The organism is Frankia tisae, assembly GCF_025403405.1.
Taxonomy (GTDB): domain Bacteria; phylum Actinomycetota; class Actinomycetes; order Frankiales; family Frankiaceae; genus Frankia; species Frankia tisai.
In genome coordinates, this window is record NZ_JANEZT010000132.1 from 1 (window position 1) to 16,019 (window position 16,019).

At 72.9% G+C, this 16,019-nt stretch carries 15 protein-coding genes and 1 riboswitch; of the genes, 5 read left to right on the forward strand and 10 right to left on the reverse strand.

Annotation, left to right across the window (positions count from 1 at the left end):
- Window positions 1-507 (reverse strand): helix-turn-helix domain-containing protein (locus tag NBZ85_RS14460; protein ID WP_261562062.1); only part of this gene is annotated, 507 nt, incomplete at its 3' end.
- Window positions 508-701: 194 nt separating this feature from the next.
- Window positions 702-1,367, reverse strand: a complete 666-nt coding sequence (locus NBZ85_RS14465; RefSeq protein ID WP_261554147.1) for an acyl-CoA-like ligand-binding transcription factor — start codon at window positions 1,365-1,367, stop codon at window positions 702-704.
- A 171-nt stretch (window positions 1,368-1,538) separates the two neighbouring features.
- Between NBZ85_RS14465 and NBZ85_RS14470 the strand changes: the two genes are divergently transcribed.
- Window positions 1,539-2,285 (forward strand): glucose 1-dehydrogenase, encoded by a 747-nt coding sequence (locus NBZ85_RS14470; RefSeq protein WP_261554148.1) that lies wholly within the window; start codon window positions 1,539-1,541, stop codon window positions 2,283-2,285.
- Window positions 2,286-2,839: 554 nt separating this feature from the next.
- Window positions 2,840-3,238, forward strand: coding sequence for a PPOX class F420-dependent oxidoreductase (locus tag NBZ85_RS14475; protein WP_261554149.1), 399 nt, complete (start codon window positions 2,840-2,842; stop codon window positions 3,236-3,238).
- Window positions 3,239-3,673: 435 nt separating this feature from the next.
- On the opposite strand, the gene NBZ85_RS14480 is transcribed toward NBZ85_RS14475, so the two are convergent.
- The 6 genes from NBZ85_RS14480 to NBZ85_RS14505 form a co-directional block, all read right to left on the reverse strand.
- Window positions 3,674-5,224, reverse strand: a complete 1,551-nt coding sequence (locus tag NBZ85_RS14480) for an aminotransferase class V-fold PLP-dependent enzyme (RefSeq protein ID WP_261554150.1) — start codon at window positions 5,222-5,224, stop codon at window positions 3,674-3,676.
- A 29-nt stretch (window positions 5,225-5,253) separates the two neighbouring features.
- Window positions 5,254-5,367, reverse strand: a riboswitch (SAM riboswitch).
- 276 nt (window positions 5,368-5,643) lie between these two features.
- Window positions 5,644-5,886, reverse strand: coding sequence for a cold shock domain-containing protein (locus NBZ85_RS14485; protein WP_261562059.1), 243 nt, complete (start codon window positions 5,884-5,886; stop codon window positions 5,644-5,646).
- A 63-nt stretch (window positions 5,887-5,949) separates the two neighbouring features.
- On the reverse strand, window positions 5,950-6,339 hold the full coding sequence (locus tag NBZ85_RS14490) for a DUF1634 domain-containing protein (RefSeq protein ID WP_261554152.1): 390 nt from the start codon (window positions 6,337-6,339) through the stop codon (window positions 5,950-5,952).
- The gene (locus NBZ85_RS14495) at window positions 6,336-7,196 is read right to left on the reverse strand and encodes a sulfite exporter TauE/SafE family protein (RefSeq protein ID WP_261554153.1); all 861 of its coding nucleotides are present in this window, start codon (window positions 7,194-7,196) and stop codon (window positions 6,336-6,338) included. The genes NBZ85_RS14490 and NBZ85_RS14495 overlap by 4 nt, the downstream gene beginning before the upstream one ends.
- A gap of 86 nt (window positions 7,197-7,282) precedes the next feature.
- On the reverse strand, window positions 7,283-8,248 hold the full coding sequence (locus NBZ85_RS14500; RefSeq protein ID WP_261562060.1) for a universal stress protein: 966 nt from the start codon (window positions 8,246-8,248) through the stop codon (window positions 7,283-7,285).
- 152 nt (window positions 8,249-8,400) lie between these two features.
- A complete protein-coding gene (locus tag NBZ85_RS14505) occupies window positions 8,401-9,411 on the reverse strand; it encodes an alpha/beta hydrolase (RefSeq protein ID WP_261554155.1) in 1,011 nt (336 codons plus the stop codon).
- 264 nt (window positions 9,412-9,675) lie between these two features.
- On the opposite strand from NBZ85_RS14505, the gene NBZ85_RS14510 reads away from it, so the two are divergent.
- Window positions 9,676-10,353: a TetR/AcrR family transcriptional regulator gene (locus NBZ85_RS14510; protein WP_261562061.1), complete on the forward strand. Its 678-nt coding sequence runs from the start codon at window positions 9,676-9,678 to the stop codon at window positions 10,351-10,353.
- A gap of 148 nt (window positions 10,354-10,501) precedes the next feature.
- Window positions 10,502-12,001: an MFS transporter gene (locus NBZ85_RS14515; RefSeq protein ID WP_261554157.1), complete on the forward strand. Its 1,500-nt coding sequence runs from the start codon at window positions 10,502-10,504 to the stop codon at window positions 11,999-12,001.
- 53 nt (window positions 12,002-12,054) lie between these two features.
- Here NBZ85_RS14515 and NBZ85_RS14520 read toward each other — a convergent pair whose 3' ends face one another.
- A complete protein-coding gene (locus NBZ85_RS14520) occupies window positions 12,055-12,588 on the reverse strand; it encodes a hypothetical protein (protein ID WP_261554158.1) in 534 nt (177 codons plus the stop codon).
- The gene (locus tag NBZ85_RS14525; RefSeq protein ID WP_261554159.1) at window positions 12,585-13,520 is read right to left on the reverse strand and encodes a ParA family protein; all 936 of its coding nucleotides are present in this window, start codon (window positions 13,518-13,520) and stop codon (window positions 12,585-12,587) included. Before NBZ85_RS14525 ends, NBZ85_RS14520 begins: the two co-directional genes overlap by 4 nt.
- Window positions 13,521-14,203: 683 nt before the next feature.
- Here NBZ85_RS14525 and NBZ85_RS14530 point away from each other — a divergent pair.
- Window positions 14,204-16,019: phosphatidylglycerol lysyltransferase domain-containing protein (locus NBZ85_RS14530; protein ID WP_261562063.1), on the forward strand; the 1,816-nt coding region annotated here is incomplete at its 3' end.

Consider the following 16,019-nt stretch of genomic DNA (forward strand, 5'->3'; position numbering starts at 1 on the left):
CGTGCCGACCGGGACGACTATCCGGCCGGCGCCGAGCACCGCCTTGAATCCCGCTGACACCCCCAGGTTCGGGGAAACACCGTGCTGGTGCGCCGGGGAGTCGAGCTCCGGCGGGGCGGCGAAGCCGCCGCCGGTCGCGGCGCGGGGCTCGAACGGGCGCGACATCCGCGTCTGGCGGGGGACGCCGAGGCGGGCCGTGACCGGCTCGGCGACCCCGCCGAGCGGTGCGGCCGGGGCGACGGGGGCGATCTCGGGCTCGACGCGGGCGAGTTCGAGGCGGACCTCGTCGAGCAGGTCCGTCAGGCGCACGCCGAGCGCGCGGCAGATCGCCGCCAGGATCTCCGAGGAGGCCTCCTTGCGGCCCCGCTCGATCTCGGACAGGTAGGGCATCGACACCAGCGCCGCCGCCGCGACGTCGCGCAGGGTGCGCTGCTGGGCCAGCCGGCGCCGGCGCAGCGCCCGCCCGATCAGCCCGCGCAGCAACGGGACCTCGACCTGCTCGGCCATCGTCACCCGGACCACCCTCCGACGCCCGCGGAACCGCTCAGAAGCCGAGGGTATCCGCTGCGGCGCCGTCTCATCCGCCGATGTCGCCGTCTGGTCGGTCGCGACGCGGTGCCCCTGCTGCCGGCCACGGCCGGCACGAAGTCCAACGAGCACGCCTGGTAGCCGGGCACGACGTGGCTGTCGGCTGGTGTTCCTCAACGGCCACCTGAAGGCGGGGCGCTGGACGCTCCGTCCGCGCCCTGCGGGGGCGCCGTCAGCGCGTCGAGGACGTCGCCGACCGTGGTCAGGCTGCGCCGCAAGCGCTCCAGCAGGTCGTCGGTCGTGGTTGTCAGGAGCAGCCAGCTTCGTAGCTCGGCGATGTAGGTGCCCTGGACGGCACCGGCGATCGCGGTCGGCACGACATCCTGGGACGCCGCGCCGATTCGCTGCGCGATGAACGCAGCCACGGTGGCCCGCCACGTCTCCCAGTGCTCGGCGGCGCTGGCACGTAGGGCGGTTGAGGTGTCCAGAAGCTGGAAGCGCTCCAGCCACACACCGCGCGTGTCCACGGCGTCGCGCGTGGAGCCCACGATCGCCTCTCGCACAGCCGTCATGGGCGGGCAGGCTCCGTCGGCCCGGGCCAGCAGCTCGGCGAGGCGGCGGTTGGCGTGGTCGAACGCGCTCCACACGACGGCCGCCTTCGAGGGGAAGTAGCGGAAGAACGTCGTCCGGCCGACGCCCGCCGCGGCCGCGATCTGGTCGACCGAGACGTTGGCGTAGCCCTCGCGGAGCAGGAGCTGGATGGCCACCTGCTCGACGGCCTCGGGAGACGTGACCCGTGGCCGCCCCGCGCCGCGTGGTCCGTTGCGCGCGCCGGCCATCTCCCGAGCCTACCCGTCGTCCGCGTCCGCTCCGGAGGGCGAAACGGTCGTAGCATCGCTGGTCAGCCAATTTCGGTATCGAGTACCATAATGTCTGGTCTGGGTTCGGTGCCGACCTCGTGCCGACCTCCCGATCTCGGACTCCAGGTCAACGAGGAGGAAGAGGAACACATGGGTAGGCTGAACGGCAAGATCGCGATCGTGACCGGTGCTGCGCAGGGCATGGGCGAGGCGCACGCGCGCCGGCTCGTGGCCGAGGGCGCCAAGGTGGTCCTGACCGATCTGAACGAGCAGCGCGGGAAGCAGATCGCCGTCGAGCTCGGAGAGAACGCACACTTCGTCGTCCACGACGTGGCGTCCCTCGCCGACTGGCGCCGCGTCGTCGACGAGACCGAGGCGACCTTCGGTCCGCCCACCGTCCTGGTGAACAACGCGGGCGTCCTCGGGCCCCTCGTCTCCACGGTGGACCTCGACGAGGACGCGTACCTGAAGGTCTGCGCGATCAACCAGCACTCCCAGTTCTACGGGATGAAGTCGGTCATCCCCGCGATGCAGAGGGCCGGAGGCGGTTCGATCATCAACGTCTCCTCGGTCGCGGGTATCGTCTCGATCATCGGCGCGCCGAACCTCGCCTACGTCGGCAGCAAGTTCGCGTCCCGAGGGATGACGAAGCACGTCGCCGCGCAGTACGGGAAGGACAACATCCGCGTCAACTCGGTGCACCCCGGCTACATCAAGACGCCGATGATGGCCGCGGCCACCGACGCCGAGGGTGGCGGCATCGCCGCCCTGGTGCCCCTTGCGCGGATGGCCGAGCCCGACGAGGTATCCCAGGTCGTGCTGTTCCTCGCGTCCGACGAGTCGTCGTACGTCACCGCCACCGAGCAGATCGTCGACGGCGGGCTCACCGCCCAGTAGGTCGCGCCCGGCCGGCTTCCTCGATCGCGCCGGCCACGCCGCAGCGGCGCTGGTCGCGCCGGTCCCGCTGCGGCGGGACCGGCGCGATGGGGCCCCGCTGCCGTCACCGGGCTCGCTCGGGCGGTCCGACCAGCCGTAGCACCACACCGGCACACCCGGGGTGGGGCCCTGCCACGCGCGACCGGTCGTCGCCTACCGTTTGGGCCTCTCCAGCGTGGTCGTCGGCCCGGGAAGGGCTCCTGGGCCTGGATGCACCGAAGGAACGCCGTGTTCCTGATGAAGGCCGGTTGGCGATGTAGGTGCCGCCGCGGGCGGGGCCGGTAGGTGTCCGGTGCTACGCGCTGGACGCGAAGGCGGTGTGGACGCCCTTCGGGCCGGCGGGCCCACGTGCTCGGCCACCAGCCCGGGCAGACCCACCCGATCGGCCAGGCACAGCACCGGAACCGGTCCGGCGCAGGCAATCAGATCAGCGTCGTCCAGGAACCCCGACGGACAGGCGGATCGCGCGGTGCAGCCAGGTTTGGACCGAAGCGCGGTGTGCGTAGGATTTTCCGGTGACCCTCATCCCAGAGACCCACCGCGACCTCGCCCAGAACGCCGCGGTCGCGATCCTCACCACCCTCGGCCCCGACGACGCCCCGCAGACCACGGCTGTGGGCTACCTGCTTGACGACGGCGTCTTCCGCATCTCCGTCAGCTCGGACAAGCAGAAGCTGAAGAACCTGCAGCGCAACCCGCAGTGCTCGTTGTTCCTGCTGGACGTCGCCAACGTCTACCACACGGTGGAGGTCCGCGGCACCGCCGAGGTCATCCTCGACGAGGACTACACCTGGGCCGCGAAGATCGCCGGGAGCAACGGGCGCACGGCCGACGACGTTCGCAAGCTCACCCCGCCCGGCGCGCTCCGGTACAGCATCGCGGTGCATCCAACGAAGATCAACACCTTCGGCTGATCCTGCGGCCTGCCCGGCTGCCTCATCCGTCACGCATCCGAACATGTGTTCGACATTCGGGGGTGGAGGTTCTAGCGTCGTCTCATGGCCTCCGCCACCCGTCCCCGGTCGCGTCTCGCACGGTGGCTGTCCGCCGGCGCGTGCGTCCCGGACCAGGTCGTCGGGGCCGTCGTAGCGCAGGAACAGCATCGACACCCCGTCGCAGCCGTTCGCGGTGAGGAAGCCCTCCAGGTGGAGGAGTGACTCGGGGCGAGCGCGGCGGCAGGTGAGCCCGGAGCCCACGCACTGCAGGTGGGTGAGCTCCGGGCGACCTTGCGGACGCGGTGCGCGGCGTGGTTGTACGACAGCGAGGCGATGTGCGCCGGCCCTGTGGGGCGGACGGCGCCGACCCATCCGCCGTCGTCACCCGGGTGGACCCGAGTGTGCGGCAGGGAATCAGGTTCCGCAGGGGCTGGCCGGCAGGTGGTGGGCCGCGGGGGCGGCATACTGCTCAGCCCAGGCCGGGAGGCGGCGATCGTCGGGGGTCGGCTGCCATTGCCCGTCGTGCAGGGCGTAGTCCCAGCCGGGCCCGACCTGAAGATACCGTGCCACGGCGGTGATCAGGCGGTCGACGTGGTCAACAGTCGTGCCCACGCCGATGCTTGCCCGCAGCGCGCCACCCGGCGCGCCGAGCCGGTCCAGCAGCGGGTGCGCGCAGAACCGGCCGGCGCGCACCCCGATGCCGTGCTCGGCCGACAGGTACGCCGACACCCGGGCCGGGTCGTGCCCGGGCAGCGAGAACGCGACGACGCCGACCGCGTCCTGCCACGCCCCGGCGCCACCACCGCCGACCTGCGCGCTGTCGGCGCCCGATCCGAGGCCGCGGCCCGGTTCGCCGTCGTGGTCCGGTCCGCTGTCGCCCTCGGCGTCGGACCAGATGCGGTGGATCACGACGCCGTCGAGCCCGGTGAGCCCGCGCAGCAGCCGCGCGCGCAGGCTCGACTCGTGGCATTCCCAGGCGCCCGGAGGGAGAGCGGCGAGCGTGCGGCAGGCGGCGGCGATCGCGGTCGCGCCGGCGAGGTTCGGGGTACCGGCCTCATGGCGGGCGGCGCCGGTGGCCCAGCTGACAGCGCCGATGCCCACCTCGCGCACGGCGCCGCCGCCGGCCAGGTAGGGAGGTGCGGCGTCGAGCCAGTCGGGCCGGCCGACCAGCACCCCAGCGCCGAACGGCGCATACAGCTTGTGCCCGGAGAACGCCAGGTAGTCGAGGTCGTCGGCGGCCATGTCGAGGGGGCGGTGCGGGGCGAGCTGGGCGGCGTCGACGAAGATCCGGGCGCCGGCGCGGTGCGCCATCCGGGCGAGCCGGGCCAGCGGGGGTGTCTCCCCGGTGACGTTGGAGGCGCCGGTCACCGCGAGCAGGGCCGTGGGCGCGGTGCTCAGCTCGGCCTCGAGCGCGGCGAGGCTCTCGGCCAGGGTCGCCCGGGCGGCGACGGACCGGTAGCCCGCGCGGGCGCGCCAGGGCAGCAGGTTTGCGTGATGCTCCACGTCGAACACCACGACCCCGCCGGCCTCGCCGGCCTCGCCGGCGGCGGGCAGGCAGCGGGCGAGCAGGTTGACGGCGTCGGTGGTGTTGCGGGTGAACAGGGCGAGGTCGCCGTCGCGGGCGCCGACGAAGCGGGCGACGTCGCGCCGGGCGCCCTCGTAGAGCGTGGTGCAGACCTGGGAGGCGAACCCGGCGCCACGGTGCACGCTCGCCGAGTAGGGCAGCACCCGGGCTACGTGCTCGGCCACCGCGGTCAGGCACGGCGCGCTGGCCGCGTGGTCGAGGTTGGCGTATTCGGCCCACCCGCCGCCGACCAGCGGCACGCCCAGCCCAGCTCCCTGCACCGCCAGCAGCGCGCCGGGCGCGGCGTCGCCGGCGGGTTGGTGACCGGCTGGGCGTCCGGTCGACTGGTCGCGGCGGTCCTGCCGGCCGGGGGACGGGGGCGCGACAGAGATGATCGACATCATCATTGCTCCTGGTAGGACCCACGAAGGGTCGGCACTTGCCGTCGGCGGGTTGCCGAGGCCTCGTCACCACCCGGGGCACCCCGCTGCATAAGGAGGGTTGCCGGCCAGCAAGCCGGGGCTGAACGCTGACACTCAAGACGTGGGGAAGACCCTAGCAAAGCCTCGGATCCCCTGTGGGAGTGCGGCACCGCCGGCGTCGCGGTGTCCCTCGTCGGCGAGGTGACGGCATGGGCCCGGTCTGGGAGGAAATCACCACGGGCCGGGGTCCGGCCGAGCGCCGCGGTTCCGCGGTTCATCCTGCACCGGCAATGAGGCGATACCGGCGGACACAGCCGAACCGAAAGTCGTTGCGACGAGACGAGCAAGTCCTGCCCACGGGCAAGACGCACCGCAACCGGTCCCGCCGTGGCTCGAACTCACGCGTCAGAGGGCCACACGGTGAGCGCGCGGAACCGGTAGCCGTCCTGATTGGCGACCTGCTCCCAGCTGAACGTCACCTGCCTGCCCGCGATGAGCTCCCGGAAGCCATCCGCCGCGATCATGGAGTAGTGGACCCAGCAGCCGCCCGGGACCTCCGGGGCGTCGAGCACACCCCAGCCCCGCTCCACATCGTAGGTGCGCACCAGGCCCCGGATCACCGCGGGCTCATCATCGGTCACGGCGTTCAGGGTGCCCCGTCCCCGGGCCGCCGTCGACGGATTTTCGACGCCGCCGGCATCGCACTACTCGGCGGCGCCGAGAATGCCGGCGAGGACGAGCAGCAGCAGCACGACGACGGCCACGCCCGCCAGCCACGCCCGGCGCGCCCGCAGCCAGGTGCATCCGGCCGCGACCACGCCCGCGGCCGGCGTCGCCGCCAGGACGATCGCGCCGAGCAGGACGATGGCGCCGGCCCGCCCGTGGTGCAGCCCGCCGATCAGGTCGGACAGCCGCATCGTCGCGTCGCCGCCGAGCGGGTCGACGCCCGAGCCGTGCAGCCAGCCTCCGCCACTCTCGGCGAAGGAGACCGCGAGCCCGGCGAGCACCAGGGCGGCGCCGAGACCCCCGCCGATCCGCAGCACCAGCGCGACCTGACGGGCGCCCGCCTCGGGCGCACCCGGTGCCGCCTTCACGCGAGGCCCCGCAGCAGCATCTGGACGCTGACGATGAGCAGGACGACGAGGAAGATCGCCCGCAGCGCTTCGGCGGGCATCACGGCCAGCAACCGCGACCCGATGCGTGCGCCGACGACCGTCCCGAGCGCCACCGCGCCGGCCAGCAGCGGCACGACATCGCCCCGCTGCAGGTAGACGACGGCGCTTGCGGCGCCGGTCACCCCGATCATGAGGTTGCTCGTCGCCGTCGACACCTTGATCGGCAGGCGCATCGCGAGGTCCATGGCCGGGACCTTCATCGCCCCCGAGCCGATGCCGAGCAGGCCGCTGATCGCCCCGGCGGCGGTCATCATCGTCAGGCCGGTGGCGGTACGGGTCACCCGGTAGGGACGGATGTCGCGGACCGTCGTGCCGGTGCCGGTGCCGGTGGAGGCGCGGGTGCCGGTTCCGTGCAGGCTCAGGGCGTCGGCGATGGGATCGTCCGGCACGGCCAGGCCGTCGCGATCCTGCCGGTGGCGCAGCATCTGGACCGCGCTGACCGCCAGCACGGCCCCGAACACCGTGTACAGCGCGCGGGTGCTCAGGTGCCCGGCGAGCAGCGCTCCGGCGATGGCGCCGCTCACCGTCGCCACCTCCAGGGTGACCGCGACGCGCAGGTTCGCGAAGCCCTCGTCGAGGTAGCGCGGCGACGCCGCGGCGCTGCCGGCGACCACCGAGATCACCGAGGCCCCGATCGCGAGCCGCATGTCGAGGCCGAAGGCCAGCGTCAGGATCGGGACGACGAAGGTGCCGCCGCCGAGCCCCAGCAGGCTGCCCAGGCAGCCGGACAGGACGCAGACGGCGGTGATGGCGGCGATCTCGGCCAACGGGCTCACGGCGCCTCACCAGGTAGGAAAAATTAGTTCTGGTACAGAGAATATCTGTACCAGAACTATCCCGGGGGCGTGAGCGACGGATTCGATCAGCGAATGACGGCCACCGGGCAGGGGGCGTGCGTCACGCACTGGTGGCTCACCGAGCCCAACAACAGCTCGGTGAACCCGCCGTGGCCGCGGCTGCCGACGACAAGCAGCTGCGCGGCCGCGGCGGCGTGCAGCAGGGCCCGGGCGGCGCTGTCCGCGACGGTCTCCTTGACCACCTGGACGGGCAGCCCACCGCCGTGCTCGGCGATGATCGCGTTCACGGCGTCGTCGAGGGTGTGCTGCGCCTGCTCGGCGAGCGCGGAGCCGAAGTCCGTATAGATCCCCGGGTAGGCCGGCACCTCGAGATGCCAGGCATGCACGGCGCGCAGGGCGGTCTTGCGCGCGGCGGCGGCCGCCACCGCCCAGCGCAGCGCCCGCAGCGAGGCGTCCGACCCGTCGATGCCGACGACGACCGGGCGTTCGTCCACCGACGTCGCCGCCGTGCCCGTCGCATCCGCGGGACCGGCCGCCCCCACAGCCCCGCCGGGCTGGTCGTCGCCGCGTACGACGACGACGGGCAGCGGCGCGTGGTGCACGAGCCCCTGGCAGACCGACCCGGCCACCAGCCGGTGCAGCGCGCCGTGCCCGCGTTCGCCGACGACGACGAGCTGCGCGCCGATCGCGAGCCGCAGCAGCTCCGGCACGGGGCTGCCCTCCTCGACGCGTTCGGTCACCGTGACCGCCGGGTCGCCGACGTGCACCGCCGCCACCGTGTCCGCGAGCACCCGCCGCGCCGCCTGCTCCAACCCCGCGCGGTCGGCGCTGCTCGCCGCGTCGAAGACTGAACGCGGTTCCCCGATCGCGTCCCAGACCAGCACCGCCGTCACCGGCAGCCGGCGCCGCGCCGCCTCGTCGACGGACCAGCGCAGGGCCGCGGCCGACCCCGGCGAACCGTCGACCCCCACCACGATGCCGCCCGTGCCCGACTGGCCTGCCGTGTCCGGTTCGTCTGTGGTCCGCGCCATCGTCGTCACCTTTCTCGCCACTGTGATCCCCGACACCGTCTACCATGCCCGTGCGCGGACCTGCGCCGACGCGCCGAACGCCGCTGCTGGGCCGGCCGGTTGGCCGGGTCGGACCGGGCCGGAGGGCCCTTGTTCCGGGTCCGTTTCCGGTGTCAGTGACCGAGGGTGCGGGAGAGGAAGGCGAGGACAGCGGGCATCCGTTCGGCGGTCGGGAAGGCGCCGCCATGGCCGGCGCCGGGCACGATCGTGACGTCGACGGCCGGTGCGCCGGCGGCCCGCAGCGCGTCGGCGAGCTCGAGGGACTGGCGGTGCGGCACGGTGCAGTCGGCGTCGCCGTGCTCGATGAGGAATGGCGGTAGCGGGGCGCGGCCGAGGTAGTTCAGGGGGCTCGCGACCCGGACAAGCTGGGGCACGGCGGCCACCGTGCGGCCGAGGAAGCGGGACTCCGGCGAGTCGGGACGGCCGTGTGAGGCGTCGGACACCGCACAGCGCTCGTTCGCGCGAACCTGGTCGTCCATCGAGGCGAAGTTGATCGGACCGTAGAAGTCGACGACGGCCTGCACGGCGCTGGAGACGCCCGGATTCCCCAGCGCCGGGTCGTCGTACATCGTCACCCCCGGCGTCGTCCCCAGCATGACCGCGAGGTACGCCCCCGCCGACGCGCCGCTTGCCGCGATCCGGTCCGGGTCCAGGCCGTGGTCGGCGGCATGGGCACGCACCCAGCGCACGGCGGCCTTGACGTCCTGGACGGCGGCGGGGAAGCGGGCCTCGGCGGACAGCCGGTAGTTCAGACTGGCGACGGCGTACCCGGCGCGGACCAGCGCGCGGATCACGGGCAGGTCGTCGCGCTTGTCGCCGAGTGCGAACGCGCCGCCGTGGATGGTGATGACCACCGGCAGTCCCGACCCGTCGCGGGCGGCAGCGTCGGCGGCCGGCGGCGGCGCGGGCCGGTAAAGGTCCAGGCGCTGGGCGGGTGACACCGGTGCGTAGGCCACATCGCGGCGGACCCACATCCCGTCGATCTCGTCGGACCCCTCGGCCGGGCCGCCCGTCCGGCTGGGGCCGCTGGTCGGCGCCGATGTCTCCGGTTGGGTGGAGTCGTGCCGGGAGCAGGCGGCGACGGCGAGCCCCAGGACGAGCAGGCCGCCGGTGGCCGCGGCCATGAGACGGTGCGGGACGTGGTAGATGTCGGCGATCCTCTCGGGGCCGGGCGGCGGCTGCCGGACCGGGGGACTGGCTGGTCGCGTGCCATCATGCCTGCCCCATTCGGGTGATTGGTCGCCAGTCCGGTTCGGGGACAGATCGCGGCGCGGGCGGAATGTGAGCGGCGCCATGCGGTTCCACGGGAGACCTTTTCGGTACAGCGCGGTACCGTTTTTTGTGATGGTACCGAAGGCCCCGTGGCGGGGCCTGCGGTCCGCCCCAGCATGTTCGCTGGGCCGTCGTTTCGAGGGAAACTCGAGGGAAAGGAGTGGCAGGCCATTTCGCTTCCGGTCGCCGCCGGTCGGGGCCGCCCGCGGGACGAGTCCCGTGAGCAGGCGATCCTGGACGCGGCGCTGGAGCTGCTCGTCGAGGTCGGCTACGACCGGATGAGCATGGTCGCCGTCGCGGCCCGGGCCCGGGCCAGTAAGGCGACGATCTATCGGCGGTGGTCCTGCAAGGACGAGATGGTCGTGGAGGCGCTGCGTCGCCACGGTCCCGCCGATCACGTCCCCGCGGATACCGGCTGCCTGCGGGACGACATAGCCGCCGAGGTCCGCCTCATGATCGATACTGTCTCTGGTCCGGAGGGCGCGCTGCTCGTCGGCGTTCTGCGGGCGGCCAGCGAGTCCCCTCGACTGGCCGCGGTGATCCAGGCCAACCTCCTGCAACGCAAGGTGGAGCTCGGCCGCTGCCTGCTCGAGCGGGCGGTGCAGCGGGGAGACCTGCTCGCGCAGACCGAACCGGCGCTGCTCATCGAGGTCATCCTGGCGATGATCTTCACGCGCCTGCTCGTCACGGGTGAGCCGCTGGATGGGGCGTTCGCCGACCACATCGTCGACGACGTCGTGCTTCCGCTGCTCGCCGGCCGGTCGGCCCCGCCCACGGCGGCCTCGAACACCTGAGCTAATATCGTCTCGAACACCTGCACGAAGGCTGAGTCACCTCCGCCGCGTCTGTAGCCCCCCGCGTCGGTCGCCCCTGCTCATGCCCCGGGAACACCTACCCGTTCGATGTCCCGGCAGCTCGACTTCTCCGGCAAGGAGCCCCTCTGTGACCACAACTGTCGACCGCCAGGCCGGAGACCCCCCGGTAGGCGTGGCCGACGACGCCCCCGATCCCCGGCGGTGGCTGGCGCTGAGCATCATCGCCGTCGCGCAGCTCATGGTCGTCCTCGACGCCTCGATCGTGAACATCGCGATGCCCCATGCCCAGGCCGACCTGGGCATCTCCACCGCGAATCGGCAGTGGATGGTCACCGCGTACACCCTCGCCTTCGGTGGTCTGCTGCTGCTCGGCGGGCGTATCGCCGACTACCTGGGCCGCAAGCGGGCCTTCGTCTGGGGGCTGTTCGGCTTCGCGCTCGCCTCGGCGCTCGGCGGGCTGGCGCCGAACGCCGCCCTGCTGTTCGCCGCCCGCGCCCTGCAGGGCGCGTTCGCGGCACTGCTCGCCCCGGCCGCGCTGTCGCTGATCACCGTCGCGTTCACGGAGAGCCGCGAGCGGGCCAAGGCGTTCGGAGTGTACGGCGCGATCTCCGGTGGTGGCGCGGCGATCGGGCTCATTCTCGGCGGCCTGCTCACCGAGTACGCCTCCTGGCGGTGGTGCCTGCTGGTAAACGTGCCGATCGCGCTCGTCACCGCGTTCTTCGCGGTGCCGGTGGTGCGGGAGAGCCGCGCGGAGGGCGATGCCCGCTACGACCTGCCCGGCGCGGTCACGGTCACCGCCGGGCTCGTCGCCCTCGTCTACGGCTTCACGGTGGCCGCCGAGGACGGCTGGAGCGACCCCCGCACCCTCGGCCTGCTCATCGGCTCGGTGGTACTGCTCGCCGGGTTCGTCGTCATCGAGTCGCGCTCCGCCGCGCCGTTGCTGCCGCTGCGGGTCGCCTGGGAACGCAACCGTGGCGGATCGTTCCTGGCCTCGCTGCTGATCGGTGCCGGCCTGTTCGCGATGTTCCTGTTCCTGACCTACTACTTCCAGCAGACCCTGGGGTACAGCGCGCTGAAGACCGGGTTCGCCTTCCTGCCGTTCAGCGCCGGGATCATCCTCTCCGCCGGTACGGCCAGCCAACTGCTGCCGCGCATCGGCCCGCGGGTGCTCGCCGGGGTCGGGACGACGTTGGCCGCGGTCGGCATGGCGCTGCTGTTGTCCATCGGGGTCGATTCCAGCTATGTCGCCCACGTGCTGCCGTCCGAGCTGCTCATCAGCATCGGCATGGGCTTCTCGTTCGTCCCGCTGTCGAACCTGGCCCTCGTCGGTGTCGCCGCGCACGACGCCGGGGTCGCGAGCGCCCTGGTCAACACCACCCAGCAGATCGGTGGTTCGCTGGGCACCGCCCTGCTCAACACCGTCTACGCGACCGCCGTCGGCAGCTACCTCGACGGCCACGGCCACGGCAAGGCGGCCCTCGCGCAGTCGCAGATCGAGGGGTACACCACGGCGTTCCTGTGGGGCGCGATCCTCATCGCGGTCGCCGCAGTGGTGATCTTCGTGTTCATCCGCGCCGGGCGGGAGTCCGCGGTGAACGTGGAGGGCGCCCCGGCGCACGTGGGCTGACCTCGCCGGACCGGTGCGGGCCGCCGAAGGGCCCGCACCGGTCCGGCGCGACCTCAGAGGTCGATGTCCTCGCTCAGCATCGCCTGCGAGCTGAGCCGGAAGCCGACGGTCCCGTCGACGATCTTGCGGATGACGCTCGCCTTCGGGTCCTTACCACCCACCCCGTCCACGCCGAGGGCGCCGGCCAGCGCCCGAAGCTGCGGCACCGACACCCGACCGAGGGCGGCCAGATGCTCGGCGGCCGCCTCCCGGCTCGTCGCGCCGAGCAGCGCCGTCCGTAGCGCCTCGACATCCACCGCGGTGAGCAGCGCTGCCCCTGCCGCCGTGCCAGTGTTTGTCGGGGTGCCAGCTCCTGCCGTCGTGCCAGCTCCTGCTGTCGTGCCAGCTTCCGCGCGGGTCGGCCGCCGCCGCGTTGCCTGCTCAGCGGCGGGTTTCGCCGCCCGGCCACCCTGCGCGGCCGTGACGGTCAGCCGCGTCCGTCCGGCCAGCAGCTCGCCGACCTGGTGCTCGTTCAGGCCGGCCACCAGATCGGCGAGCTGGCGTAGGAGCAGCGTGCTCAGCCGGGCGGCTTCGGGGGCGATGGTCATCGGTGAGGTGTCCTGATTCGTGTGAGGAACTCCTCGACGAGGCGGTGCAGCTCCCAGGCGAGAGCGGGGGCGACCTGGTCGGAGAGGACGACGGGAAGCTGGGTGCGAGCCGCGCCGGCGAAGTGGTGGTTGCTCTCCCGGACCATCGCCTCGAAGACCGGCAGTCCGAGCTGCTGGGTCTGGGCGATGTAGGGGCGCAGGGCCGCGATCGGCTTGCCCGAGTAGTACTGCACCATCGTGAAGACCACGCCAAGGATGATCGGCTCCAGCTTCTTCACCGCTGGATGCAGGTCCGACTGCAGATCGACGATCCGGTTGAATTCCCAGATGAACCGGCGCAGTCGGGCCTGCAGGTGTTCGATGCCGAGGGTGGACAGCTCGTCCGGACGGGCGGGGATCAGCAGTTGGTCGCTGGCCGCGACCGCGGCGCGGGTGATGACGCCGAAATTCGGCGGGCAGTCGAGCAGGACCAGGTCGTAGGCGTTCGGCGGCAGGGTCGCCAACCCTGCGGCGAGCCGCAGGTAGACGTCGAAGTAGTGCCGCGTCGAGCGGTGTACCTCCGCGCCGCCGAGGCGGGCGGCAAGGTTCATCTCGACATCGCCGAGCGACAGGTGGGAGGCGATGAGGCCGAGTGCGCCGCTGCCCTGCGCGATCCGGGAGTTCACCACCGCCGGCGAGGTGACCAGGGGAGCCAGCGGCGGCACCGGGGCGTCCATCCGCCACGCCTCGAACCACTGCTTGATCGTCTGGTTGTCGGCGAGTTCCGCCCGCCACTGCTCCGGCCGGTAGAACGAGAAGGTCAGGCTGGCCTGCGGATCCAGGTCGATGAGGAGGACGCGCTTCCCCCAGGCGGCGATCTGCGCGCCGATGTTCGCGGCCAGCGTGGTCTTCCCGACCCCGCCCTTGTAGTTCACGACCGAGATCACGCGCACGGCGGCCCGTCCCCATGCTCGGTTGCTGACCGGATCATCCGGATTCCCCTCGTCGCTACGGTGCCACCCGTTCCCGCGGCGTGACCCGCGCCGGCGGGCGTGCCGGACAGCACATCACGGGATGCGGGCCCGCCACGGGCAGGGATTCGTGCCGGGTGGCGACGATGCGTGCACCTTGACCGGCAGTGGTGCGATCGACGCCGTATTGGGACCACGATGGGTGATCCGGGTGTCACGGCTGCCCGACGATCTGCGCGTTCCCGCCCCTACTCGCCGGCCTTCCAGCGAGACCGGTTACTTTCAGGCGGTGCGCTGCGGACGCCGTCGAACAGCGGCCTATCGTCTCGGCGACTCCAGTGCTGTCACCGCCACTGTCTCGGGGGACGATGCGATACATGGGTACCTCGAGTGGGGTTGGGCCCGGCACGGAGCTCGGCCGGACCGTGGGTCAAACCACCCGGGCGACCACGGTGCCCGGATCCGGTGCGGGCCGTGCGGGGCGTGCGGGCCGGGATGCCGGCGGAGCCGGGCGCCCCGCCGGGACCGGTCGCGGCGCGGGAGCCGGTCGCGGCGCGGGGAGCGGTAGCGGCGTCGTCGCCGGCCGGGCCGTCGGCGGCGGCCCGGCTGCGGGTGGAGCCGGGCGTCGGTGGCGGCCGGGGCTGCCCGCGTGGGGCCGGCCGTGGGTGCCGCGGGTCGCGGCGCTGCTGACCCTCGCTGTGGGCCTGCTCGACGTGGTGTCCGCACTGACCCCGGAATGGCGGTCCCGGCTGGCGGACCTGCGGGTGCTGCTGCCCGCGGCGGCCTCCCGGCAGGCCGCGGCGTTCACGGTCGTCGTCGGCATGCTGCTGGTCCTGCTTGCCGCCGGTCTGCGCCGGCGCAAGCGCCGGGCGTGGCGGGCGGTCGTTGTCCTGCTCGGGCTGAGCGTCGCGCTGCACGTTGCCAAGGGGCTCGACTACGACGAGGCGGCGGCGTCGGCCGCGCTACTCGGCGTGCTGGTGCTGGTCCGCGGCGAGTTCCGGGCGAAGGGCGACCCGACGACCCGCTGGCGGGCGCTCGGCGCTGCCGTGCTGCTGACCGCCGGGTCGATCGGGATCGGCTTCCTGCTGCTGCACCTGCGCGAGCACCGCATCGCCGGCCCGCATGCCTGGTCGGCCCAGCTCGAACAGATCGCGCTGGGGCTCGTCGGCGTCCCCGGCCCGCTGCACTTCACCTCCGACCGCTTCGCCGACCTCGCCGACCGGGTGCTGCTCACCCTGGGCATGGTGACCATCGGCACCACCGGCTACCTGGCGCTGCGTCCACCGCAGCCGCAGCCCCGGCTGACCGAGGATGACCAGGCGCGGGTGCGGACGCTGCTCGACCGGCACGGCGACGCCGACTCGCTCGGCTACTTCGTGCTGCGTTCCGACAAATCGGTGATCTGGTCCCCGTCCGGCAAGGCGTGCGTGGCCTATCGCGTGATCTCCGGGGTGATGCTCGCCAGCGGCGATCCGCTCGGGGACCGGGAGGCGTGGCCGGGGGCGATCGGTGAGTTCCTGCGCGAGGCGGCCGACCACGCCTGGACCCCGGCGGTGATCGGCTGTTCGGAGGCCGGCGGCACGGCATGGACCCGCGCCGGGCTGACCGCGCTGGAGTTCGGCGACGAGGCCGTGGTCGACGCCGCCACCTTCACCTTGGACGGCCGGGCGATGCGCAACGTCCGCCAGGCCGTCGCGCGGGTCGAACGCGCCGGGTACACCGCAGTCGCCCGTCGGGTCCGCGATCTGTCGCCGCGCGACGTCGCGAGGCTGAAGGCTCAGGCGGCGGCGTGGCGGGGCAGCGAGACCGAGCGCGGCTTCTCGATGGCCCTGGGCCGGCTGGGCGACCCCGAGGACGGGGACTGCGTCGTCGTCCTCGCCTACGAGAACCTGGGACAGAACACCGGCGTCGCGGCTCGGCCCGGCGAGACGGCGTCCCCCGGCGGCGAGTCGCGGGGGGAGAACGAGGCAGCCGGCGGGGAGCTGCTGGCCGGCGGGGAGCTGCTGGCTGGCGGCGAGCCGCAGCTGCGAGCGCTGTTGCACTTCGTGCCCTGGGGGCGGGACGGGCTGTCCCTCGACGCGATGCGGCGCGACCGATCGGCCGACAACGGGCTCAACGAGTTCCTCATCGTCAGCACCCTGCGCCTGGCGCCGCAGCTCGGCGTCGCGCGGGTCTCGCTGAACTTCGCGTTCTTCCGCTCGGCCCTGGAACGCGGCGAACGCCTGGGCGCGGGGCCGGTGGTCCGCTGCTGGCGCGGCCTGCTGATGTTCCTGTCGCGCTGGTTCCAGATCGACAGCCTCTACCGGTTCAACGCCAAGTTCCAGCCCACCTGGCTGCCCCGCTTCGTCTGCTATCCGGCCACGGCCGAACTGCCGAGGATCGCCCTGGCGATCCTCGAGGCCGAGGCGTTCCTCGTCTGGCCTCGCTGGCGCGACCATCTGCCCCGCCCCGGCGCGCTGCTCGCCGCCACCCGCCGCGAGT